General features: G+C 61.8%; 16 protein-coding genes. 4 read left to right on the top strand and 12 right to left on the bottom strand.

Translation table 11 applies throughout. The features are described from left to right. Positions 1–18: 18 nt before the first annotated feature. Positions 19–915 carry a LysR family transcriptional regulator gene (locus tag ACU688_RS03965; protein WP_448183712.1) on the bottom strand — a complete coding sequence of 299 codons (897 nt, stop codon included), beginning with the start codon at positions 913–915 and terminating at the stop codon, positions 19–21. A 101-nt stretch (positions 916–1,016) separates the two neighbouring features. Between ACU688_RS03965 and lldD the strand changes: the two genes are divergently transcribed. Continuing rightward, positions 1,017–2,153: an FMN-dependent L-lactate dehydrogenase LldD gene (gene lldD / locus ACU688_RS03960; RefSeq protein ID WP_448183711.1), complete on the top strand. Its 1,137-nt coding sequence runs from the start codon at positions 1,017–1,019 to the stop codon at positions 2,151–2,153. 290 nt (positions 2,154–2,443) lie between these two features. Beyond that, on the top strand, positions 2,444–3,370 hold the full coding sequence (locus ACU688_RS03955; RefSeq protein ID WP_124525796.1) for a GGDEF domain-containing protein: 927 nt from the start codon (positions 2,444–2,446) through the stop codon (positions 3,368–3,370). Between the two features lie 21 nt (positions 3,371–3,391). Here the strand turns inward: ACU688_RS03955 and ACU688_RS03950 are convergent, their stop codons facing one another. The 7 genes from ACU688_RS03950 to ACU688_RS03920 form a co-directional block, all read right to left on the bottom strand. Next, positions 3,392–4,192, bottom strand: a complete 801-nt coding sequence (locus ACU688_RS03950; RefSeq protein ID WP_026136616.1) for an iron-containing redox enzyme family protein — start codon at positions 4,190–4,192, stop codon at positions 3,392–3,394. 45 nt (positions 4,193–4,237) lie between these two features. Next, positions 4,238–6,700, bottom strand: a complete 2,463-nt coding sequence (locus ACU688_RS03945) for an EAL domain-containing protein (protein ID WP_448183710.1) — start codon at positions 6,698–6,700, stop codon at positions 4,238–4,240. 71 nt (positions 6,701–6,771) lie between these two features. Next, entirely contained in the window at positions 6,772–8,574 is a 1,803-nt protein-coding gene (locus ACU688_RS03940; protein WP_207044920.1) for an ATP-binding cassette domain-containing protein, read from the bottom strand. After that, a complete protein-coding gene (locus ACU688_RS03935; RefSeq protein ID WP_448184028.1) occupies positions 8,567–9,169 on the bottom strand; it encodes a DsbA family protein in 603 nt (200 codons plus the stop codon). Before ACU688_RS03935 ends, ACU688_RS03940 begins: the two co-directional genes overlap by 8 nt. 36 nt (positions 9,170–9,205) lie before the next feature. Beyond that, complete coding sequence (gene trhO / locus ACU688_RS03930) at positions 9,206–10,147, bottom strand: oxygen-dependent tRNA uridine(34) hydroxylase TrhO (protein WP_124525801.1); 942 nt, start codon at positions 10,145–10,147, stop codon at positions 9,206–9,208. A 101-nt stretch (positions 10,148–10,248) separates the two neighbouring features. Then, positions 10,249–10,542, bottom strand: coding sequence for a BolA family protein (locus ACU688_RS03925; RefSeq protein WP_448183709.1), 294 nt, complete (start codon positions 10,540–10,542; stop codon positions 10,249–10,251). Between the two features lie 6 nt (positions 10,543–10,548). Continuing rightward, positions 10,549–11,067, bottom strand: a complete 519-nt coding sequence (locus tag ACU688_RS03920) for a DUF2059 domain-containing protein (protein ID WP_124525803.1) — start codon at positions 11,065–11,067, stop codon at positions 10,549–10,551. A gap of 182 nt (positions 11,068–11,249) precedes the next feature. Here ACU688_RS03920 and ACU688_RS03915 point away from each other — a divergent pair, with 182 nt between their 5' ends. After that, positions 11,250–12,632, top strand: coding sequence for a class II fumarate hydratase (locus ACU688_RS03915; protein ID WP_448183708.1), 1,383 nt, complete (start codon positions 11,250–11,252; stop codon positions 12,630–12,632). On the opposite strand, the gene ACU688_RS03910 is transcribed toward ACU688_RS03915, so the two are convergent. From ACU688_RS03910 to pap, 3 genes are all read right to left on the bottom strand, one after another. Continuing rightward, positions 12,629–13,585, bottom strand: a complete 957-nt coding sequence (locus ACU688_RS03910; RefSeq protein WP_448183707.1) for a DMT family transporter — start codon at positions 13,583–13,585, stop codon at positions 12,629–12,631. The two genes, ACU688_RS03915 and ACU688_RS03910, sit on opposite strands and share 4 nt — an antisense overlap. Positions 13,586–13,791: 206 nt before the next feature. Next, a complete protein-coding gene (locus ACU688_RS03905; protein WP_448183706.1) occupies positions 13,792–14,976 on the bottom strand; it encodes a thiolase family protein in 1,185 nt (394 codons plus the stop codon). 256 nt (positions 14,977–15,232) lie between these two features. After that, entirely contained in the window at positions 15,233–16,747 is a 1,515-nt protein-coding gene (gene pap, locus ACU688_RS03900) for a polyphosphate:AMP phosphotransferase (RefSeq protein WP_448183705.1), read from the bottom strand. Between the two features lie 141 nt (positions 16,748–16,888). Here pap and mnmC point away from each other — a divergent pair, with 141 nt between their 5' ends. Next, the gene (gene mnmC / locus ACU688_RS03895) at positions 16,889–18,877 is read left to right on the top strand and encodes a bifunctional tRNA (5-methylaminomethyl-2-thiouridine)(34)-methyltransferase MnmC2/FAD-dependent 5-carboxymethylaminomethyl-2-thiouridine(34) oxidoreductase MnmC1 (RefSeq protein ID WP_448183704.1); all 1,989 of its coding nucleotides are present in this window, start codon (positions 16,889–16,891) and stop codon (positions 18,875–18,877) included. On the opposite strand, the gene ACU688_RS03890 is transcribed toward mnmC, so the two are convergent. Beyond that, complete coding sequence (locus tag ACU688_RS03890; protein ID WP_448183703.1) at positions 18,878–23,722, bottom strand: NEL-type E3 ubiquitin ligase domain-containing protein; 4,845 nt, start codon at positions 23,720–23,722, stop codon at positions 18,878–18,880. It lies immediately after the preceding gene. Positions 23,723–23,889: the final 167 nt, after the last annotated feature.

Below are 23,889 nucleotides of genomic sequence, written 5' to 3'. Positions count from 1 at the left end.
GTCAAGCATCGCAAAGCATTAGAGCGAATGAGCGGTCAGAAGGGCCTGCTCTTTGGCCAGATCCAGCCAGGCCCGTGCTGCCGGCGGCAGGTGGGCGCTGGCACGCCAGGCCAGGGCGATGTGCCAGTCGGTGTGGGGTTCGTCCAGGGGGATCAGGGCAATGCCGTCGTGTTGGTGCTTGTGCGCCAGCATGCGCGGTAGGAAGGCGACGCCAAGGCCGGCGGAGACCAGATCGACGATAAAGTCGATCTGCCCGCTACGGGCGGCGACGCGCGGGGTCACGCCTTTGCGTTCGCAGGCGGCGAGGATCTTGGCGTTCAGGGCGAAGCCGGCTTCGAACAGGATGAACGGCGAGTCGGCAAGGTCGGTGAAGTCGATGCGTGTGCGTCGCGCCAGCGGGTGGCCCACGGGCAGCACGGCCATCAGGGGTTCGTTGCGCACCGGCTGGTAGTCAAAGCCTTCATCCACCGGCAGCAGCAGGGCCGCGAGGTCGACCTCACCCGCTTCCAGGCATTCACGCAGTTTTTTGCTGCCGTATTCGGTCAGTTCTATTTCGATCTCGGGGTAGCGGCGGCGGTAGGTCGCAAACATCGCGGCGAACAGCACGCCGCACCCTACCGGCGGCAAGCCGATGCGCAGTACGCCACGCTTGAGGCCGCGCAAGTCGTTGATCTCGGCCACCAGGTCGTTGTGCTCGGCGAGCAACACCAGGGCGCGGCGGTAGGTCATTTCACCGGCGGCGGTCAGTTCGTTGCGGTGCCCGAGACGATTGAGCAGCGGCATGCCCAGTTCGTCTTCCAGCGTCTTGACCGCCTTGCTGACCGTGGATTGCGTCAGGGACACCACCTCAGCCGCCTGGGAAAACCCGCCCTGGCGCACCACTTCGACAAAGGTACGCAGCGTTCTGAGGTTCATCGGTATTCCTTTAGCGACTGAGTACTAGTTGAAAAAGTTGTTTTTATCATGCCAGAGCTTTGCTTATCGTGAACCCCCTTTTACCTGTGGAGTTTACGCTGATGATCATTTCGTCCGCTTCCGATTACCGTGAAGCCGCCCGACGCAAGCTGCCGCGCTTTCTGTTCGATTACATCGACGGTGGCGCCAACGCTGAGCACACGATGCGCGCCAACGGTTCGGACCTGGCGAATATCAGCCTGCGTCAACGCATCCTGCGCAATGTCGATAACCTGAGCCTCAAGACCACGCTGTTTGGCCAGGAGCTGGCGCTGCCGGTGATCCTCAGCCCCGTGGGCCTGACGGGCATGTATGCGCGTCGCGGCGAAGTGCAAGCGGCCAAGGCGGCGGCGAACAAGGGTATTCCCTTCTGCCTGTCCACCGTGTCGGTGTGCCCGATTGAAGAAGTGGCCGCGCAAAGCCCGCAGGCGATCTGGTTCCAACTCTATGTGCTCAAGGACCGCGGCTTCATGCGCAACGCCCTGGAGCGTGCGCAAGCCGCCGGGGTCACTACGCTGGTGTTCACCGTCGACATGCCGACGCCAGGGTCGCGTTATCGGGATGCGCATTCGGGCATGTCCGGCCCCTTCGCCGCGTCGCGGCGCATGTTGCAGGCGGTCACCAAGCCGCAATGGGCGCTGGATGTCGGGTTGCTGGGCCGCCCCCATGATCTGGGCAACATCTCCAAATATCTGGGCAAACCCACCCACCTGGAAGACTACATCGGCTGGCTGGCCAACAATTTCGACCCGTCGATCAGCTGGAACGACTTGGAGTGGATCCGCGATTTCTGGAAGGGCCCGATGATCATCAAGGGCATCCTCGACCCACAGGACGCCAAGGACGCCGTGAGTTTCGGCGCCGATGGCATCGTGGTCTCCAACCATGGCGGCCGGCAGCTGGACGGCGTGCTGTCCACCGCCAAGGCGTTGCCGCCGATTGCCGAAGCCGTCGGTGATGACCTGACCGTATTGGTGGACTCGGGGGTACGCTCCGGGCTCGACGTGGTGCGCATGCTCGCCCTCGGGGCCAAGGCGTGCCTGCTCGGGCGCTCTACCGTCTACGCACTGGCCGCCGACGGCCAGCACGGCGTGGAAAACCTGCTGGATATCTTCGCCAAGGAAATGCGCGTGGCCATGACGCTGACCGGCGTGACCTCGATCGATCAGATCGACCACACGACGTTGGTGGGTCAATAGCCAAATAACCGGCGCCACTATTTAAATCTGCACTCAAGTACCAAATACAGATGATTGATTTAAAAGGACTTTTATAAAAATAAAACATTTGGCATGAATCTCGCTCTAACTCTTTTCAAGCAGGTTAGGCGATGACAAGACGTGTGGCAGTGCCCAGGGGTTATAACCCTCTGCAAAGCGGTTTAAACTGTTTCCAATGTTTTACAGAACTGAGGGAACAGTACAACGCATGGCACTCGCCACTCTTATCGAGCCTGTAAGACAGTTAAGTGCTTAGAGGCTGATAGTTTATGAAAACACCGACCCAGACCCACGCCATCGACTTCGACAGTGCCAAGTTGCAACGCCTGGGTTTCGGTCAACCGTCCGTTCTGGCACGCCGCCCCACCACGGTCGCCCAACTGCGCCAGCAATTGAGCATGCACTTGCAGACCAGCCTGGAACCGGAACGCATCCTCGGCCTGTTCTTTCGCGAGATCCAGCGCCTGGTCCCCCTCGACGCTCTCCAATACCGCCACGAAGCCAGCGACCTTCGCCTGGAGTTCGGCCATCGCGGCCATCATTCGGTGAGCTACGCGTTGAGCCATGAAGGTGAGCACCTGGGTGAGCTGGTGTTCCGCCGCAACCAGCGCTTGCAGGAAGAAGAACTGAGCCAGCTCGAATCCCTGCTGGCCACCCTGCTCTACCCGATGCGCAACGCCTTGCTCTATCGCGCTGCCACCCGCAGCGCCCTGCTCGATCCCCTGACGGAAACCGGTAACCGCATTGCCATGGACCAGACCCTGCAACGGGAAATCGACATGGCCCGCCGGCACCTGACCCCGCTGTCACTGCTGATGCTGGACATTGATCACTTCAAAGTCATCAACGATACCCACGGCCATACCGCCGGCGACAGCGTGCTACGCGCCGTGGCGCAGGCCATCAAGAACCAGCTGCGCAACGTCGATATGGTGTTCAGGTTTGGCGGGGAAGAGTTTCTGATCCTGCTGTCCAACACCGGCCGGGATGCGGCGGCGATGGTCGGCGAGCGCCTGCGCCAGGCGACACAAGCCCAGGACTATTGGGCAGACGGTGAAAGAATCGAATTGACCGTGAGCCTTGGCTGCTCGACCCTGCTCGCAGCAGAATCGGCCGAAAGCCTGTTGCGCCGGGCCGACAGCGCCTTGTACGTGGCCAAACGCGAAGGTCGCAACCGCTTGGCAATGGCGGGGTAAACCCCGCCATCACGGGTCACATCACGCTTCGCTGGCGACGCGCACCTGGCGCTCACGCACCACTGCTGGCGCTTTCTCTTTCTCCAGACGCATGCAGCTTTCCAGGAACAGGTACATGTAGTCGTAGCTCTTGCACACGGCCTGGCGCAGCTCTGCCTGCAGGGCCTTGGTCGGGTTCATCCCGGCCAGGGTGCAGATGATCTCCAGCGCTTCCCACGGGTGAGCGTCATCGTACTGGGCATGCATCTTCAGCCACTTCATGGCGCGCTTACGGTCTTCCTCGGGGAAGGCGGCCGCGTAGACACCGGTCGAACACACCACGGCAGACCACTCCCCCGTCGCCCCTTCGATGGCGTAGTTGGTCGCGGCCACGGCCACGATCAACGAGTCGGCGGAGCTGGTGTGCCAGCACCAGTGGCTCAAGGCGTGCAATTCAGGCGGGACGTTCTGCGCCTGCAACTCCTCGAGGCTGACGCCATGGGCGCGCGCCCAATGCACCCAATAATCGGCGTGGTTCAACTCCACGCGTATATTGCGCATCAGCCAACGCCGCGCCATATCCTCCCCAGGATGACGGGCAAACTTGGTCTTGGTGAGGTTCTGTGCCATGTACAAGGCAAACTGTTCAACCACGGGCCAGCCACCGATCAGGTAGTGACGCATGGTCTTGGCGCTGAGCGTGTTATCGCGCATGCGCTGGTACAGTTCGTGTTCGACAACGCGACGCTTGCTCTCACTACAGTCCTGGATCAATTGCTGCGCCCAGGCGGGGTAACTCGAGGCTTCCATTAGCGGGCCGGTTCTGTTGAATGTGTCGATCACTATAAGGCTCCTTTTTAAGTGTGATAGTACAGACCAGCAGATGTTTCAGCGGAATGTGCCGGGCGCCTTGAACAACAGAGGCTGCGGCCGCACAGGTCGACACTGCAAGCTGTCAAAGGTAAACAATTGCGGGCGCTCAATCAGATAGCCCTGAGCGTAGTCCACACCTATCTCAAGTAGAGCCTGTTCGATATGGGGTGTTTCAACAAATTCGGCAATTGTGCGCTTACCCATGACGTGGCCGATGTGGTTGATCACTTCGACCATGGCGCGGTTAATCGGGTCGTCCAGCATATCCTTTACGAAACTTCCATCGATCTTCAGGAAGTCTACAGGTAAATGTTTGAGATATGCGAATGAGGACATCCCGGCACAAAAGTCGTCGAGGGAGAAGTGGCAACCTAACGCTTTGAGTTCATTAATAAAGCGAATAGCGCTGCCCAGATTGGCAATAGCGCTGGTTTCGGTTATTTCAAAACAGATCATCGCCGGCGGAATACTGTAAGCCGCGAATTTCTCACGTAAAAAGCCGAGAAAGTCGTCATCGCCAATCGTAATACCTGACAGATTGATCGCACACATCGCCATCGGCCGCCCCGGACGCTCGCGCATGCAGTTGGCGATGATCTTGAACACGTTCTCCACCACCCAACGGTCCAGCGACGTCATCAGGCCGTAACGCTCGGCGGCCGGAATAAAGCTGTCGGGCAGAATGATGCGGCCCGCCTCATCATGCAGGCGCAGCAGGATCTCAATATGGCCAGTGCCGCCATCGGTATGCCCCAAGGGTGAGATTTCCTGGGCGTACAGGCAGAAGCGGTTTTCTTCCAGGGCCATGTGCAAGCGCTGCACCCAAGCCATCTCGCCAAAACGCAGGGACAGCTCCGAGTCATCGGCATGGTAGACCTGCACGCGGTTGCGGCCCTTTTCCTTGGCCATGTAGCAGGCCATGTCCGCCGCCCGCAGCGAGGTCTCCAGGGTGGTCGGCACGTGGGAGATATGCACCAGGCCAATGCTCACGGTGGTCATGAACGGCCGGCCCTTCCACACAAAATGCAGGCTTTGCACGGTGTGGCGCAGGCTCTCGGCGATTTTCTCCGCCACCGGCGCCGGGCAGTTTTCCAGCAGGATGCCGAATTCATCGCCCCCCAGCCGGGCCAAGGTGTCGCCTTCGCGCAGGTCCGATTGCAGCAGCGCACAGATATGCCGCAGCAACTCATCACCGGCCGCATGCCCGCAGGTGTCGTTGACCAGCTTGAACTGGTCCAGGTCGAGGAACATCAACGCGTGCCGTGGGTTCTGCTGGCGCCCGACGTGATGCAACACCTGCTCCAGGCGGAACTCGAACTCGCGCCGGTTGGCCAGGCCGGTCAAGGCGTCGTGGGTGGCCTGCCAGGACAGGTTGGCGATGTATTGGCGTTCCTGCGTCATGTCGTGCAGCACCAACACCGCACCGCTGACCTTGCCGGCGCTGCGGATCGGCGCACCGACCAGCGTCACCGAGACCGTGCTGCCGTCCAGGCGCTGGATCAGCTTGGAATGCTCGCTGCCGCCACTGAGCTGGCCCTTGATGATGTGTTCGATCAGGGTAAAACCATCGGGCTCGGCGTTTTCATCGAGCAGATTGAACAGCGCAGCCAGGGGCAGGCCTTGGGCCTGGGCCGACTTCCAGTGGGTCAACGCCTCAGCGGCCGGGTTCATGTAGGCGATGGCGCCATCGACGTCGGTGGTGATCACGCCATCGCCAATCGACTCCAGCGTAATCTGCGCCCGCTCCTTTTCCGCCTGCAACGCGTCGGCGAACGCATGGCGCTGGGTCAGCAGTTTGCGCGTGCGCAACAGCGCCAGCGCGATCAGGCCCAGGGCGGTGGCCAGGTTGGTGGTCAACAGCAGCCGCAGGATCATCCGCGAGCCTTCGCCCAGGGCATCGCTGAAGGCCTTGGCGGCCGGGGTCACGCCGTCGTTGATTGCAATGATGCGCGCCTTCCATTGCCGCACGTCATTGGCGCTGACGTGATCAGAGAGGATCGAGCGGTGCATCTCCTGGGCCAGGTCATCCAGTTGCACCAGGTAGCCGTCGCCCACGGTCCACAGTTCGATGGCTTTTTCCAGGTAGCTGAAATGACGGAAGTTGAGGTACAGCCAGATCAGGCTGGAGACATCATCGGGGTGGTTGCCGCCCTTGAGGATGCCCTGGCGGGCCGCGGCGATATCGGGGGTGGAATGGTCGAGGGCGATGCGCAGCTCATGCCCGCCCTGGGGCACGGCGATAGCTTGCTGGTATTTGAGGAACGTGGCTTCGTCGCGGTTATCGGCGTAGAGGGTCAGGTAGTAGATGGCGTCTTTCTGGCCCTTGGACCACAAGCTTTCGCCTGCTACGTAGCCGCGCACTGCTGAAAGCACGTAGAGACTGACGCAGCCCAACAATGCCTGGAACAGCACAACGGCGATAAAGGGCCACACAATGCCCAACAGCCGAGGCGTTCCGAGAGTCCGCTTTTGCTTCATGAAGTCCCTTGCACATGCACTGCTTGATACGCACGCGAACATCCGCTTCCGTTAGCACAGCCCAGTTCAAATCAACGTACTTGTTGCAAATGCCCATAGAGCTTGGCGTACAACCCACCCTCGGCAATCAGCTGCTGATGGTCGCCATCCTCGGCAATGTGACCGCCGTCAAACACTAACACTCGATCTGCCTGCTTAACCGCCGACAAGCGGTGGGCGATGATCAGTGTAGTACGCCCACTGAGAAACCGCGCCAGCGCCTGGTGCAGGTTGTACTCGGTGGCCGCGTCGAGGGCTGAGGTCGCCTCATCGAGGATCACCACTTTCGGCTCCGCCAGCACCATGCGCGCAATCGCCAGGCGTTGCCGCTGCCCACCGGAAAAACGCACCCCGGAACGCCCCACTACACTGTCCAAGCCCATTGGCAGCGCCTTGACGGTAGCATCCAGCTGGGCAATTTCCAGTGCCTGCCAACAGGCTTGATCACTGCGGGTGCGGCCCATGGTCAGGTTGGCGCGCACGGTGTCATTGAACAAGGCCGGATGTTGCAGCACCACGGCGACGTTCTCGCGAATGGTCTCCAGGCCGATTTCCTGCTGGGTTGCACCGCCAAAACGGATGCTGCCGGCCTGCGGCGTGTACAGCCCTAACAACAGTTGCACCAGGGTACTTTTGCCGCCACCGCTGGCACCGACAATCGCGACCTTCTCCCCCGGCGCAATGGCCAGGTTCAACTGGTCGAGCACCAAGTCTTCGCCGTAGCCGAAATCCAGGCCGCGCACTTCGATACCAACGGTTTCATGCCCAGTGAACGGGTCTTCACCCCCGGCGTATTGCGGCTCATCAGCCCGCGCCAACAGCTCGTTGATCCGCGTCAGCGCACCGCCCGCCGCGTAGTAGGCGTATTGCAGGTTGAGCAGTTGCTCCACCGGGCCAATCATGAACCACAGGTAGCTGAATACCGCGAGCATCTGGCCGATGGACAGGTCGGAAAACAACACCGTGAGCATCGCCGCCGCACGGAAGATGTCGATGCCGAACTGGAACAGCAGGCCGCTGGCACGGCTGGAGGCGTCGGTTTTCCACTGCGAGTGGATCGCGTAGTCACGCACTTCCTGGGCACGCTGGCCCAGGCGTCCGAGGAAAAAGCCCTGGCGGTTGCCCGCGCGCACTTCCTGGATGGCATCGAGGGTTTCGGTCAGCGCCTGGGTAAACCGCGAGGTGCTGTCGTTCTCCAGTTTCTTCAGGTGTTTGACGCGCTTGCCCAACTGCACCGTGGCGTAGATCACCAACGGGTTGAACAACAGGATCAGCAACGCCAACTGCCAATGCATCCACACCAGGATCGCCGAAGTGCCGACCAGGGTGAGCATGGCCACCAGGAAGCGGCTGAGGGTTTCGCCGACAAACTTGTCGAGGGTGTCCAGGTCGGTGACCAGGTGCGTGGTGACCGTGCCGCTGCCCAGGCTTTCGTATTCACCCAGGGAAATGCGCTTGAGCCGTTCGATCAGGCGCACGCGGATTCGATACACGATGTCCTTGGCCAGCCGCGCAAACAGCCGCGCCTGCACCACGTTGAACACCAGCGCGCCGCAGCGCAGGCACAAGGTCACCAGGAGCATCAAGCCGATGTAACCGGCGGCTTTCTGCCAACCCAGCGGCAACGCGTGGTTCATCACCTTCAGCGCGGCATCGCCGTGGCCCAGCAGCACTTCGTCCACCAACAAGGGCAATAACAGCGGGATGGGCACGCTGCACAGCGTCGCCAGTACGGCAACGCCATTGGCGATCCACAGGGATTTCTTGTGACGCAGGGCCAGGCGGCGAATTTCCGCCCAGGTCAGCCGATCAGTACGTTGAGCGGGTTCATGCACAGGTTGCTCGCTCCAGCCATCGGCCCAACAGCGGCGAAAGCTCGGACAGCGGCTGATAACCGTTGGTCAGCAAGGCCAGTTGACCATTGCGCTCGGCCAGCAGCGTCGGGAAACCGGCGATGCCCAAGTCCTGCACCCAGGTGAAATCGGCAGCGGTCGCGGCGTGCTGCTCGGCACGGTCGAACGCGCCGGCAAACTCGATACGCGGGATGCCCGCCTGCTCGGCCAGCTCCACCAGCACGCTGGCGAGGGTCACGTCGCGGCCCTCGACATAAAACGCGCGCTGGATCAGCCCGAGCAAGGTCCACGCACAATCCGGCGCCAGGCTGCGCGCGGTGACGATGGCGCGGCACGCAGGCTCGGTGTCGTAGACAAAACCGTCGGGCAATGCGCCTTCGCGCTTGAACGGCTGGCCGGTGGCGTCGGTGACGGCCTGCCAGTGTTCAAGGATGTAGCGCCGGGTCGTCGGTTCCAGTGCCGCGCCGCTGCCGGTGCGCAAACCGCCCACCACCAGGTGCACTTCCACACCGGCGGCGCGGGCCTGCTCCACCAGCGCTTCGGCCACCGGGGCGAACCCCCAGCACCAGGAACACATCGGGTCCATTACATAGAGCAGGCGCGCGGACATGGCTCAGGCCTCGGAAGGTGATTGCTTATAGTTGAAGCCAATCGGGTGCGGCATATTGCGGGCCTTGGCCAGTTCAATCTGCTTCTGCCGGTCGATTGCGCTACGGCGGGTCTTCTCCGGCAGCTTATCCCAGCAATGTGGACAGCTGATGCCCGCCGCGTAGTGTTCAGATGCACGGTCTTCGGCGCTGATCGGTGTGCGGCAGGCATGACATTGATCGTAGTCGCCTTCGCTCAAGTCGTGGCGCACGGTCACGCGATTGTCGAAAACAAAGCAGTCACCCTGCCACTTGGTTTCTTCCTGCGGCACCTCTTCGAGGTACTTCAGGATGCCGCCCTTGAGGTGGTAGACCTCATCGAAGCCTTCGCTGAGCATGTAGCTCGACGCTTTCTCGCAACGAATGCCGCCGGTGCAGAACATGGCGACTTTCTTGTGCTTGGCCGGGTCGAAGTTGGCTTTGATATAGTCAGGAAATTCGCGAAAACTGGTGGTTTTCGGGTCGATTGCGCCTTCAAAGGTGCCGATCGACACTTCGTAGTCGTTGCGGGTGTCGATCAACAGCACTTCCGGGTCGCTGATCAACGCGTTCCAATCCTGCGGATCAACGTAGGTGCCGACTTTTTTGTTCGGGTCGACGCCTTCGACGCCCAGGGTCACGATCTCTTTCTTGAGCTTGACCTTGGTGCGGTAGAACGGCTGGTCGTCGCAGTACGACTCTTTGTGGTCGATATCGACCATGCGTGGGTCGTTCTTCAGCCAGGCCATCAGGCCATCGATGCCTTCGCGGCTGCCGGAAACGGTGCCGTTGATGCCTTCTTCGGCGATCAGCAAGGTGCCTTTGATGCCGTTGTCGACCATCGCCTGCAGCAGTGGCTCGCGCAGGGCGACGTAATCTTCGAGGGTGACGAACTTATACAGTGCCGCCACGACAATCGGTTGAGTCATGGGTGTTCTCTCCAGGTGGCTACCCTCGTAAAGGGTGAACCGGATGCAAAAAAAACGCGCCGGCTAAGCGGCGCGTTGCGGATTCTATCAGGGATAACCCGTCAATGTCCGCCAGCGCAGGTCGGCGAGGCCGGGGCTGCGTCGATTTTCGCCCATTCTTCAGGCGTGTAGGTATGCAGCGCCAGCGCATGAAACTCGCTCATCAGGTCACCCAGGGTGGCGTAGACCTTCTGGTGGCGCTTGACGCGATTAAGCCCCTCGAACTGCGGGCTGACCAGCACGGCCTTGAAGTGGGTCTGCAACCCACGGCTGTGCATGTGGCTTTCGTCCAGCACGCTCAAATGCTGCGGGCTCAAGGCGGCGAGCGCCGTTTCGATACGCTGTTGCATGGTCATTCCTGCTTACTTCTTCTTGGCCGGTGCGGCGGCTTTAGGTGCCAGCTCGTTGGTCATGTCGTCCAACAGCTTGTTCACCACCGGCACGGCGCTTTCCAGTTTTTGCTGGGTCATCTGGGCCGATTGCTGGGTCAGTTGCGGCATTTTTTCCAGGACTTTCTTGCCCAGTGGCGACTGGTAGAAGGCAACCAGGTCCTTGAGTTCGGATTCGCTGAAGTTGGTGGTGTAGAGCTTGACCATGTCCGGCTTCAGCTTCGGCCAGCCGATCGCCTGATCCAGGGCAGCGTTGGCCTTGGCCTGGTAGCTGTCCAGCACGGATTGCTTGGCGGCTGGCGCCTTGGTCTGTTCGAAACGCTGGGCGAACATTTGCTGCACTTGCATGTACACCGGGGTACCCAGCTTGTCGGCATGGGCCAGGGTAAGGAAGGCTTCGGCACTGGCGTTGTGGCTGGCGGTATCGGCAAGAACCTGGCCGCTGGCGCAAACCAGAGCAACCGCGGTACAGATGGCACGAAGACGAGTCATCGAGTTTCCTTTTCTAGCAGGCGAGGTAAGACCCCAAGGGCGCCCATTCTGCGCCTAAAAAACCTCGCGGCTCAACCCCGGGCCTTGTCGGGCAAGGATTGACCGATGAAAAGTCTTTCTAGGGAACCCAACAGGCCAATCACGACCTAAACTGCGCAAACCGCTATCAAGGAGAGTGCCCGATGAGCCGTATCGAAACCGACAGCCTGGGAGAAGTCCAAGTCCCGGATGACGCTTACTGGGGCGCACAGACCCAACGCTCGCTGGTGAATTTTGCCATCGGCGAGCAACGCATGCCCCTGGCGGTATTGCACGCCCTGGCCCTGATCAAAAAAGCCGCCGCCCGGGTCAACAGCCGCAACGGCGACTTGCCCGCCGATATCGCCCGCCTGATCGAACAGGCCGCCAACGAAGTGCTTGCAGGCCAGCACGACGACCAGTTCCCCCTGGTGGTGTGGCAAACCGGCAGCGGCACCCAGAGCAACATGAACGCCAACGAAGTGATCGCCGGCCGCGCCAACGAACTGTCGGGCAAACCCCGGGGCGGCAAGAGCCCGGTGCATCCCAACGATCATGTGAACCGCTCCCAAAGCTCCAACGACTGCTTCCCCACCGCCATGAGCATTGCCGCCGTGCAGGCGGTGCACCAACGCCTGTTGCCGGCGATTGCCACGCTGTCCGGCGGCCTCGCCGAACAGGCAGCGCAGCACATGAAGCTGGTGAAGACCGGCCGCACCCACATGATGGACGCCACGCCGATCACCTTCGGCCAGGAGCTCTCGGCGTTTATCGCCCAGCTCGACTACGCCGAACGCGCCGTGCGCAGCGCCCTGCCCGCCGTGTGCGAACTGGCCCAGGGCGGCACGGCGGTGGGCACCGGCCTGAATGCGCCCCATGGCTTTGGCGAAGCGATTGCCTCCGAGCTGGCGGCGTTGTCCGGTTTTCCTTTCGTCACCGCGCCAAACAAGTTCGCCGCCCTCTCCGGCCATGAGCCGCTGGTGACCCTGCACGGCGCGCTGAAAACCCTGGCGGTGGCGCTGATGAAAATCGCCAACGACTTGCGCCTGCTGGGCTCCGGCCCGCGTGCCGGGTTCGCCGAGGTCAAGTTGCCGGCCAACGAGCCGGGCAGTTCGATCATGCCGGGCAAGGTCAACCCGACCCAATGCGAAGCGCTGTCGATGCTGGCCTGCCAGGTGCTGGGCAATGACGTGACCATCGGCATTGCCGCCAGCCAGGGGCATTTGCAGTTGAACGTGTACAAGCCGGTGATCATCCACAACCTGCTGGAGTCGATCCGCCTGTTGGCCGACGGCTGCAACAACTTCCAGGAACACTGCGTGGCCGGGCTTGAGCCCGACGCCGTACAGATGGCCGAGCATTTGGAGCGCGGGCTGATGCTGGTGACGGCACTCAACCCGCATATCGGCTACGACAAATCCGCCGAGATCGCCAAGAAGGCCTACGCCGAAGGGTTGACGCTGCGGGAAGCAGCCTTGGCGCTGGGCTACCTCACCGATGCCGAGTTCGACCAGTGGGTACGCCCGGAAGACATGCTGGGCGCTTAAGACGCCATGCGTAACCGCCGGGCCTTGAGCCCGGCAATCAACGACGGCGCCAGCGCCACGGTCGCCGACCCCAGCACCACCACCAATGCCCCGGCATAGCCCAGGGCGTTGATGTCTTCGGCCTGCACAAAGTCCGGCCACCACCACGCTGCCAACGCCACCGCGACAAAGGTCACCAACGGCGTCAGCGCCAGGGTCGCACTGACCCGCGAAGCTTCCCAATGCGCCAGCGCCTCGGCAAACGCGCCGTAGGCCACCAGGGTGTTCATGCAGCACGCCAGCAACAGCCAGCCTTGCAACGGGCTCAGGTCCAGGGCTTCCAGCGGATGCGCCCACGGCGTGAGCAACACCGCGCAACACAGGTAGATCACCATCATCACTTGCAGCGAATTCCACACCGTCAGCAACTGCTTCTGGCCCAGGGCGTAGAACACCCAAATGGTGGTGGCTAGCAGGATGGTCAGCACGCCAGCGGTGTAAGCGCCCAGGGACGTCAGCAACTCCTCCAACCGTTGATTGAAGAACAAGCCAAAGCCACAGATCAGCACGACCAGGCCGACTACCTGCCCCAGGCTGAAACGCTCCTTGAACACAAACACGCTGGCGATCATCAGAAAGATCGGGCCCATCTGCACTACCAGTTGCGCGGTGCCGGGGCTGAGCATTTTCAGGCCCACCAGGTACAGCACATAGTTGCCCACCAGGCCGCACACGGCCATGCCCACCAGCCAGCCGCCCTTGGGGCCCAGAACACTGAGACGGGGCAAGCGTTTGCTCAGCGCCAGGTAGATGAACAGGCAACCGCCGGCGACGGTCAGGCGAAACCAGGTGACGGTGATCGGGTCCATCACCTGCAGCACCTGCTTGAGTTTGATCGGCAGAATGCCCCAGAGCAGCGCGGTCAACAGGGTCAGGAGAAAACCATAGACCCAGCGGCCGGAAGAGATGTGCATGAGTGCCCCAGAAGCCAGAGGAAGTGGAGCGGGCATTCTAGGGGCAAGCATACGATTCGCGATACGCCACAAATCAAATGTGGGAGCTGGCTTGCCTGCGATGCAGACACCTCGGTGACTCAGATGTACCGAGGTGATGCTATCGCAGGCAAGCCAGCTCCCACAAAAGCCAGCTCCCACACTGACCTCATTTTTCCCAGTGGGGTTTAGCGCACGGCTTCGAACAGGCCCGTAGCCCCCATCCCACCACCGACACACATGGTGACAATGCCGTAACGCAAGTTGCGCCGCTGCAGCTCCCGCACCAAATGCCCCACCTGCCGCGAGCCGGTCATGCCGAACGGATGCCCGATGGAAATCGAGCCGCCATTGACGTTGTACTTCGCGTTATCGATCTCCAACCGATTACGCGCATACAGGCACTGCGACGCAAACGCTTCGTTCAGTTCCCACAGATCAATGTCCGCCACCTGCAAGGCCTTGGCCTTGAGCAACTTGGGCACCGAGAACACCGGGCCGATGCCCATCTCGTCCGGCTCGCAACCGGCCACGGTGAAACCACGGAAAAACGCCTTCGGCTTGAGCCCCAATTCCAGGGCTTTTTCCAGGCTCATCACCAGGGTCATCGAGGCGCCGTCAGACAGTTGCGACGAGTTGCCCGCCGTCACCGAGCCGTCTTCGGCAAACACCGGTTTCAAGCCTTGCAGGCTGGCCAAGGTGGTGTCCGGGCGGTTGCAGTCGTCGCGATCCACCACACCGTCGAGTATCTGCACCGCGCCGGTATTCTTGTCCTCGACCTTGTACTTGACCGTCATCGGCACGATTTCATCGTTAAACAAGCCATCAGCCTGGGCCTGCGCGGTGCGCTGCTGGCTTTGCAGGGCGTACAGGTCCTGTTCTTCGCGGCTGACGTGGTAGCGCCGTGCGACGATCTCGGCGGTCTGGCCCATGGGAAAATAGATACCCGGTACCTGCTCTTTAAGCAGCGGGTTGATCAGGTTGTCAGTGTTGACGCTTTTCATGGTCAGGCTGATGGACTCGACACCGCCAGCCACGATGATGTCGCTGCACCCCGAGGCAATCTGGTTGGCCGCAATCGCAATCGCCTGCAAGCCCGACGAACAGAAACGGTTAAGCGTCATGCCCGCCGTGCCGGTGCCCAATTGCGACAACACCGCCACATTGCGCCCGATGTTGTAGCCCTGGGCGCCCTCGTTGGAGCCGGCGCCGACGATGCAATCCTCCACCGTCGCCGGGTCGATGCCGTTGCGGCTGAGCAGCGCGTTGACGCAATGGGCCGCCATGTCATCCGGTCGGGTCTGGTTGAACTTGCCGCGAAAGGATTTGGCCAGGCCGGTTCGCACGCTGTCGACGATCACTACTTCACGCATGGGCTACCTCGATCTTGTCGTTGTTGAGAGATGGATCGAGCATAGATCCAGCTGATTCCAACCGCGACGATCATTCACCCGGCGTATGCAAAAGCATGGGCACCTTGGAGCTTGTTGTGGCGAGCGAGCTTGCTCGCGCTGGGCTGCGAAGCGGCCCCAAAACAGGCGCGGCGTGTGGATCTGATACACCGCGGCGGCTCAATTGGGGCTGCTGCGCAGCCCAGCGGGAGCAAGCTCCCTCGCCACAGGGACCGGGTTATTTCTTTTTCTTTTTGTCGTGTTTGTCGGATTTGGCGAACGCCTCCTCCAGCGCCAGGTTGATGGTGCGCAGCACCTTGACCCGTGCCCAGCGCTTGTCGTTGGCCTCCACCAATGTCCAGGGCGAGACTTCCGTGCTGGTGCGGTCAACCATATCGCCGACGGCCGTGCGGTAGTCGTCCCACTTGTCGCGGTTGCGCCAGTCGTCTTCGGTGATCTTGAAGCGCTTGAACGGGATTTCCTCACGGGCCTGGAAGCGTTCCAGCTGGGTCTGCTTGTCGATGGCCAGCCAGAACTTGACCACAATCACGCCGGCGTCGCGCAACTGCTCTTCAAAGTCATTGATCTCACCATAAGCGCGCATCCAATCGGCCGGGGTGCAGAAGCCTTCGATGCGTTCCACCAGCACGCGGCCGTACCAGGAGCGGTCGAACACGGTGAACATGCCGCGCGCCGGGATCTTCTGCCAGAAGCGCCACAGGTACGGCTGGGCGCGCTCGTCTTCACTGGGCGCGGCAATCGGCACGATGTGGTACTGACGCGGGTCCAGCGCCGCCGCCACCCGGCGGATGGCACCGCCCTTGCCCGCCGCATCGTTGCCTTCAAACACCGTGACCAGCGCGTGTTTGCGCATGCGTTTGTCGCGCATCAGGCCGGACAGCCGCGCCTGCTCGGTGATCAGTTGTTCTTCGTAATCGTCCTTCTCAAGGCGCTGGCTCAAGTCGAGGCTGTCGAGCAGGCTTTTCTTGTCCACCGAGGCGATCAACGGCGCCGGGTTCATGCCGCTGGCCTTGCCCTTAGGCAGCTTCAGGGCATTTTGGATGCCTTCCAACAACAGCTTGCCCACGGTGAGGCTGCGGTAATGCGCATCCACGCCTTCGATCACATGCCACGGTGCATAGTCGCGGCTGGTGCGACGCAGGATGCGCTCACCGAAGTGCACGAACTTGTCGTAGGTTTCGGACTGCTGCCAGTCCAGCGGGCTGATGCGCCAGCTGTGCAACGGGTCATCGGCCAGGGCCTTGAGCCGCGCCTTCATTTGCTTCTTGGACAGGTGGAACCAGAACTTGAAGATCAGCGCGCCTTCATCGCAGAGCATCTTTTCCAGGCGCTCGGCACCGGCGATGGCCTGGTCCAGGCGGGCGTCCTTGATCTGCCCGTGCACACGGCTTTGCAGCATCTGGCTGTACCAATTGCCGAAGAACACCCCCATGCGGCCCTTGGCCGGCAACTGGCGCCAGTAACGCCAGGCCGGTGGCCGGGCCAGTTCTTCGTCGGTCTGCTGGTCGAAGGTGCGCACTTCGATCAGGCGCGGGTCCATCCACTCATTGAGCAGCTTGACGGTCTCGCCCTTGCCGGCGCCTTCAATGCCATTGATCAGGATGATCACCGGGAAGCGCTTCTGCTGTTGCAGCTCGTACTGCACTTCCAGCAGGGCCTCGCGCAGGGCCGGCACTTCGGCGTCGTAGGTGTCTTTGTCGATGGCGTGACCGATTTCGGCGGATTCGAACATGGGCAACTCCGTTTCAAGATGGCTCAAGACTAGCGGATTGGGCAGCAACACGCGGGAGGAAATTCACCCCGCGCTTGCCGTGGGTCAATTCATTCCCCATTGATCGGCTAGAATGGCCGCCTTGCCTTTACCGAGCCGCCCATGAACCCCGTATCCCACGCCCAGCTCGACTGGGACGACCAAGGCCGCCCGCACTCGCGGGTGTTCGACGATGTGTACTTCTCCGATAAGTCGGGCCTTGAAGAAACCCGCTACGTGTTCCTCGAACAGAACCGTTTGCAGGAGCGTTTCGCCGCGCTGCCGGCGGGTGGGCGCCTGGTGATTGGTGAAACGGGGTTTGGCACGGGCTTGAATTTTCTCTGCACCTGGCAACTGTTCGAACAACACGCGGTGGCCGGTGCGCGCCTGCATTTTGTCAGCGTGGAAAAGTATCCGCTGAGCCCCACAGACCTGCAACGCGCCCTCGCCCTCTGGCCCGAGTTGCAACCGTTCGCCGAGCAGCTACTCAAGCAGTACATCGCCATCCACCAGGGCTTCCAACGCCTGGTGCTGGATAACGGCCGCGTGACCCTGACCCTGCTGATCGGCGATGCCCTGGAACAGTTGCCGCAACTGGATGCGCAAATCGATGCGTGGTTCCTCGACGGTTTCGCCCCGGCGAAGAACCCGGACATGTGGACCGCCGAGCTGTTCGCCGAACTGGCGCGCCTGGCGGCCCCGGGCTCGACCATCAGCACCTTTACCAGCACCGGCTGGGTACGCCGCCTTATCAACGCGGCGGGCTTCAAGATGAAGCGCACGCCGGGCATCGGCCACAAGTGGGAGATCCTGCGCGGGGAGTTCCTCGGCTGGCCCACGGAAACACCTGCACCGCCCGCTGCCAAACCGTGGTTCGCCAGGCCTGCGGCCATACAAGGCGAACGCCACGCCATGGTCATCGGCGGTGGCCTGGCCGGTTGTGCCACCGCCGCCAGCCTTGCCGCCCGTGGCTGGCGCGTCAGCCTGCTGGAGCGCCACGCTGCGCTGGCCGAGGAAGCCTCGGGCAACCCCCAAGGCGTGCTGTATTTAAAACTGTCGGCCCATGGCACGGCGCTTTCGCAGTTGATCCTCAGCGGTTTCGGCCACACCCGGCGCCTGTTGGAACACCTGCATCGCGGTATCGATTGGGATGGCTGCGGCGTGTTGCAACTGGCCTTCGATGCCAAGGAAGCCGAGCGCCAGGCGCAGTTGGCCGAGGCCTTTGCGCCGGAGTTGCTGCACCTGCTGGACCGCGACCAGGCCCAGCAGCAAGCCGGTATCCAGCTGGAACACGGCGGGTTGTTTTTCCCCGAGGGCGGTTGGGTCCACCCGCCGGCCCTGTGCCAATGGCAAGCGACACACCCGTCGATCAATGTGCTCACACACCACAATGCCGTTGAGCTGCACTGGGTCGATCAGCAGTGGCAAGCCCGTGACGGCGATACCCTGCTGGCCAGCGCCAGCGTGGTGGTGCTGGCCGGTGCCGCCGATATCAAGCACTTCCCGGCGAGCAGCGAGTTGCCCCTCAAGCGCATTCGCGGGCAGATCACCCGGCTGGCGCAAACCCCGGCGAGCACAGCGCTCGCCACCGTGGTCTGCGCCGAAGGCTACGTCGCCCCGGCGCGCCTGGGTGAGCACACCCTCGGTGCCAGCTTCGACTTCAAAAGCGATGACCTCACGCCCACCGCTGCCGAGCACGCGGGCAACCTGGAGATGCTGCGGGAAATTTCCGAGGATTTGCGCCTGCGCCTGGGGGCCGACACGCTGGCAGCCGAGCAGTTGCAAGGCCGCGCCGCCTTCCGCTGCACCAGCCCCGACTACCTGCCCATCGTCGGGCCGCTGGCCGATCTGACGGCGTTCAACCACGCCTATGCCGTACTGAGCAAGGACGCCCGACAGATCCCGGACACGCCCTGCCCCTGGCTGCCTGGCCTCTACGTCAACAGCGGTCACGGCTCACGCGGGCTGATAACCGCGCCCTTGTGCGGCGAGCTGCTGGCGGCGTGGCTGAACGATGAGCCGCTGCCGCTGCCGGCCAGCGTGGCCGAAGCCTGCCACCCGAACCGGTTTGCCCTGCGCGCCCTGATCCGAGCCAAGGCGGCGCCTCGCTGATCATCCCGCCGGGCCTTCGCACACGTGCTGGTCGTCTTCGCGCAAGGCGTCTGCGGTAAGCCGTTTGATCTCTGAGGCCTCGGCTTGCCTCTGCTCGCGCAGAATCAGGTTCATCTGGTCGCGATAATCGCCGTTGTGCAGCTCCTGATATCGATCGAACACGTCTTCGATGCGACGACTGAAAGGCTCGGTCAGCGTCTCGAAACGGCGGGCATGGATGCGTTTCAAGTAGTCCTTCCAGAACGGCAGCTCGACGATGTACTCCAGCAGGTCCGGCGACAACTCGGCGATCTTCAGGTCGGTTTCCGCCTGGTTCAGCTCCGTTTGCGTGACCCCGGCCAGCGTCTTGTAAATCATGCCCCGGGGCTGCCCCGGCAAGTAGAGGTTGCTGGTCAACCCGGTGCGAAATGCCAGGCTGACTTCCAGCGGGTCGGCCGTCGGGTTATCGGCGCTATGGCGACGGGCAATGCGCTCCAGCCGTTCGAGGCGAAACAAGCCTTTGGCCAGTTTCAACAGTGGCCGCGCCCTCAAACCTGCGTCTTCGATCTGCCGTGACGCGTCGTTGATTTCCACCAGCACCTCAAGGTTGCTGAAGTTCACCGCCACCGCATCGTCGCAATTGATGGGGGTGGCGGCCCGCTGAAAGACGTTTTCGCGCAGTTCGGCATCCGCCGCCGTCGCATTCAGTACGCGCCACACTCGCCGGTCCAGGTCTTCACGCACACGCAGGGCGTCGGCGGTATTGCCCAGCTCGGCCAACAGTTTGAACAGGCCGTCGCTGTCCGACTCGTTGCGCAAGCCGCTCCACACCCGATCCTTGTCGACGTAGTTCGCCACCCGGTTATTCAACAACCAGTTTTCGCGAGCCTTCTGCTCATTCAAGCGGGCGATGTCATCTTCCAGAAAGCCCATGCCGAGCCCGAAACGCCTGCGATAGTTGGCCAACTGCACCCGACTGGTGACCGCCAGGGGGTTGAGGCGCAGGTTGAACGCCCGGGCCGCATCACTGGGCAGCTCCAGCAACCAGGGAGGCAAGTCGACGATCTGGTTTTCGCGTAAATCAACCTGTTCCAGATAGGGCAACCGACGGACCCCCGCAGGGAACTCCGTAAGCCCGCAATCACGCAGGATCAACTCGCGCAGGTCCAATTGGTGGCTGACATCCGGCACATTGATCAAGGGGTTGCCGGACAGATCGAGGGTAGTCAGTTGGCGCACGTCGGCCAGTTTCCCCCGTGTGTACTCGGTCAGCTGCAAGCGGTTCCTGGCCAGGCGCAGCGACTCCAGGTCAGGCATCAATGACACGGCTTCGGGCAATCGCGTCAGTTGGTTGTCCGAAAGCTCAAGGGTGCGCAGGTTTTCGAAATGCTTGAGGAAATACGCCACGTCATCGCCCAACCCCATCTTGCGCAAGGACAACTGTTTTACCTGCGCGAAACGCACCTGGGGCGGCAAGGTCGGCAGAATTCCCACGGCCATCGCGTCCAGTTCCAAGCCCGGCACATCGCGTTGTTGTGCGTCTTTGAGCATTGTCAGCCCGCGCCAGCTGCGCTCGATGGCGTGCCGCACCTGAGAACGGCCGAGACGGTAGTCCCAAAATGGCATAGCCTCGGGGACGTGCGTTCGACGATCTCCAGACCAGATTTTCAACGCCTGATGCAGCGCCTTGAACTCCTGCTCCAGCGCCTCGACTGCCTTGGCCCGGCTCAGATGGTCGACGCCCGCGTCCTGTAGAAATTGCAGGGTTTGCGCAGCGCTCATCGCCGGATAGAGCTTTTTGACTTTGCGCACCAGTGCCGGTGAAAACTCGGCAAGTACCGACGGGTCCTGCATCAGGGATTGCGCGCAGGGAGGCAATTCGTCGTCCGTCCCCCCTGGCTCGGGCTGCAAGTAACGATGGAGGCGTGGGCGCTCGTCCTGACTCTTGAAGCGCAACTGGCTGCGCAGGCGGTCCACTGGCTGCCCGCCCACCAACCCCATCGCCCGTCTCTCGGCGGGCGACAGGCAATCTATCACCGCCTGCAACAGGCCGTCCGGCCCATCGACCAGCGCATCCAGTTCCTCGCCCTGCTCGTTGAACGCCTGGAAGTCCGGGTAAGTGCTGACGATCGTCCGCCGTACTGCGGCCGTCGGCGAACCCACCTGCTCCAGCACAGGCCCCGTCAAACTGCCTTCGCGCACTTGCAACAACAGGTCCCGGGGCCAGTACGCCAAACGCCGGAGCAGGCCAAAGGTCAATCGCCGCGTCGCCACACCGGCCAACGGCGGAAAGTACAATCCCATCAACGCCTGGTCCTCATCCATCCGCTCAAGCAGTTCGCGCGCGCTCTGCTCCAGGGTCAGCGGTACTCGACCGGTCTTGCGCATATACAGACGATCGTTCGGCCGCGCATCCGACAGCAGCTCCCACGCCACTCGACGTGGCATGCCTGGAAAGCGTGCGCACAACGGCGCCAACTCCCCCACGGCGGTGCCGTTGTATTCGTCATACAGTTTGAGATACAGGGCCCGATGCTGATCTTTCACCGTCTCCAACAAACGGCGCTTGAGCACGGGCAAGGCGTCTTTGAGTTCGATGACTTCACCGAGCAATGTGGCGCGCTCCTGCTCGCTCAAGGCGGGGAGCAAGGTCTCCAATACCTGGCCGTCCTTGAGCTGCTGCTCGGTGATATGAATACTCAGGTCTTCATAGTCGAAAGGCGACAGGTCCGGGTGACTCTCCAGCAGGTCACCCTGGGCATCCAGCAGCTCGAAGAAGCGCCCCTCGGGCCATCCCGGCATCAGCGGCAGGGCCAGCATCTGACTGCGAGCGGTGGCGGCGTCAGGAGGCTGGCCGTTCTCCAGCGAACGGGCCAGGTCAAACACTTTCTGATGCTGGCGATACCTTGCCACCGTGTCCTGAAAGCGCTCCGGCAGGGCTTTGTGCTCCTGCATCAAACGCCGCAACACCGGCAGATCCGTCTGGTTGATCGCCGCAAGGCTTTGCAGCGCCTCGGACGGCACCGTAGCCAGGTTCGGATCAATTCGATACAGGGTGTACAACGGCTCCGTCCACTCCTGTGGCCGCTCGAATTCATGTTGCCATCCCCCCTGGAAATTGTGCTTGAGCGGCGGGCGGTACGCGGCCCTGCGACTGGGGTGGCTGATCCGCCATTGACCAAGGTTGGTATCGAAAGCGATAGCGTAATGATCCGCCCCGACCTGGATATAGGTACTCCCGTTGGCCTTATGCACGCCCCGGATATTGCGGGCCCACGGATCAGGCGTCTCGGCCGACTGACGATAGGTCGTCAACCGCGGCCGCCAAAGCCGTGGGCGGTAATCGGGCAGGCTGACCGCCTCGACCTTGTCGAAGAACTCCCCCGACGACGTCAGATTGCGCTTGAGCGTCCCCACCACGCGCCCACCGGCAGCAAACAAGATCATGGCCGCGAGGTTTTCCGCCACACTGATCAGGTGCTTGAGCGCTTCGGCGTGGTCGCCATGGTTCCAATCCTCGACACCGTCGAACACCTCCCCGAGCAATTGGCCAATGGCAAAACCCATCATCAATTGCCCCAGTACCGGCACGACAAATGCCGCGACATTCAGAATATCCAGGCCGAAGTTGAGGTAATCCAACAGGCGCTTTTGACGCGCGTCTTCATCCACCTGGGCCTTGGGCACGGCCAATACACGCGCGTCCAACTGCAGCTTGCCGACATAGGCACGAAAGAAAAAATCGCTGAAGTTGCCCACGACCGGGATCACCTGGAGCGGCCCCAACGTACGATTGGCATTGAAGTGATTGAAAACGTCCAGGCGCTCGGACTCATCCAGGTAACGCGCGAACGCCTGTCGATAGGAGGGCACCTGCAACTTCAGCGTGAGGTACAGCTTGAAATCCTCCAGCGTCGAGTACTCATACCAAGGCCGCACCGGCTCATTGGGCATGTAGATAATCAGGCCCTGAGTATCCAACTGCCCCGGCTCCGCCTCCGAGAACACCAGCACACTCCACAGGCATGCCTCATTTATATTCAGGCCCTGCCAGACCAGGCGTTTCTGGGTGAACACCGATTCGGCATGTTGTGCGGCGGGCAAGTCGGCCTTGATCAGCTTGAGCAAGCGGGCATGGGTGGCTGGGCTGATATCTTGCCTGGCCAGGGCAATTTGCAGGTCAATCAGCATGTCCGCGCGCTTGGCCCAACCCACATCGAGCGCGGCCTGGTTGTAGCTCAGTGGCAGCGTTGACTCCCCCGGGGCCGGCAGATCGAAGACCTCGCGGATATGCTCTTGGTAGGCATGGCCCAGGTCCAAGTCGCGGCAGTAGCCCACGAACTGCGCCGCCGTGATGTCGGACGCGACGCTATTGTCTGCTCCTCGACGAATCACGGCGCCCTCGGGCAGGCCGTCGGGCTCGGCCTCGGCGGCAGAGAAATTCTGCATGGCAGCCTGCAGCAGGCTGTGTTTTTCCAGGCTCGTCGAATAGACCGGGAGACCACTGACGTTCGGCGTGATCTCAAACGCCTCGCGCCGAAGCCGTTCGAAGTAGTCGCGGCGCACATTCACATTGAGGTGCCCGTGACTGGTGAGGTATTCGTGCAACTTTACGTTGCAGAAGTCGTCCAGCGATTGCAGGCGGCTCATGCGCTGTTCAAGCCGTCGGCGTGACGGCGCACTGTCGAGGTACGCCTGCTCAACGGCCGCCAACGTATCCTGCGGCGCTTCAACCATCCAGTGCGGCAGCGTCTGGTGCAACACGCGGGCCTTGTCCAGGTCACCCGTCATATCAAGTAGCGCGGCGTCCAGTTCGTCGTCGGTCACCGGTGCGGTCAGTGCGTATAAATCACGTGTTTCAGTCATCCCGGCCATCTCTCATGCAAACAATGATGGCCGAATACGATAAGCCCGCCGCCGGAAAAGAATGATTCAAATACCGGAGCGTTCAACGCTGGAAAACCCGCAGATTTTGCGCTGAAACCAGGGACTTTTACCGCCATCGGCGTGCAACCCGCAGCCCGCCATTTCGC

The sequence above is a fragment of the Pseudomonas acericola (SeqCode) genome (assembly GCF_053456465.1).
The sequence above is the reverse complement of the archived record's forward strand: the minus strand, read 5'-3'. Positions and strand labels throughout refer to the sequence as shown.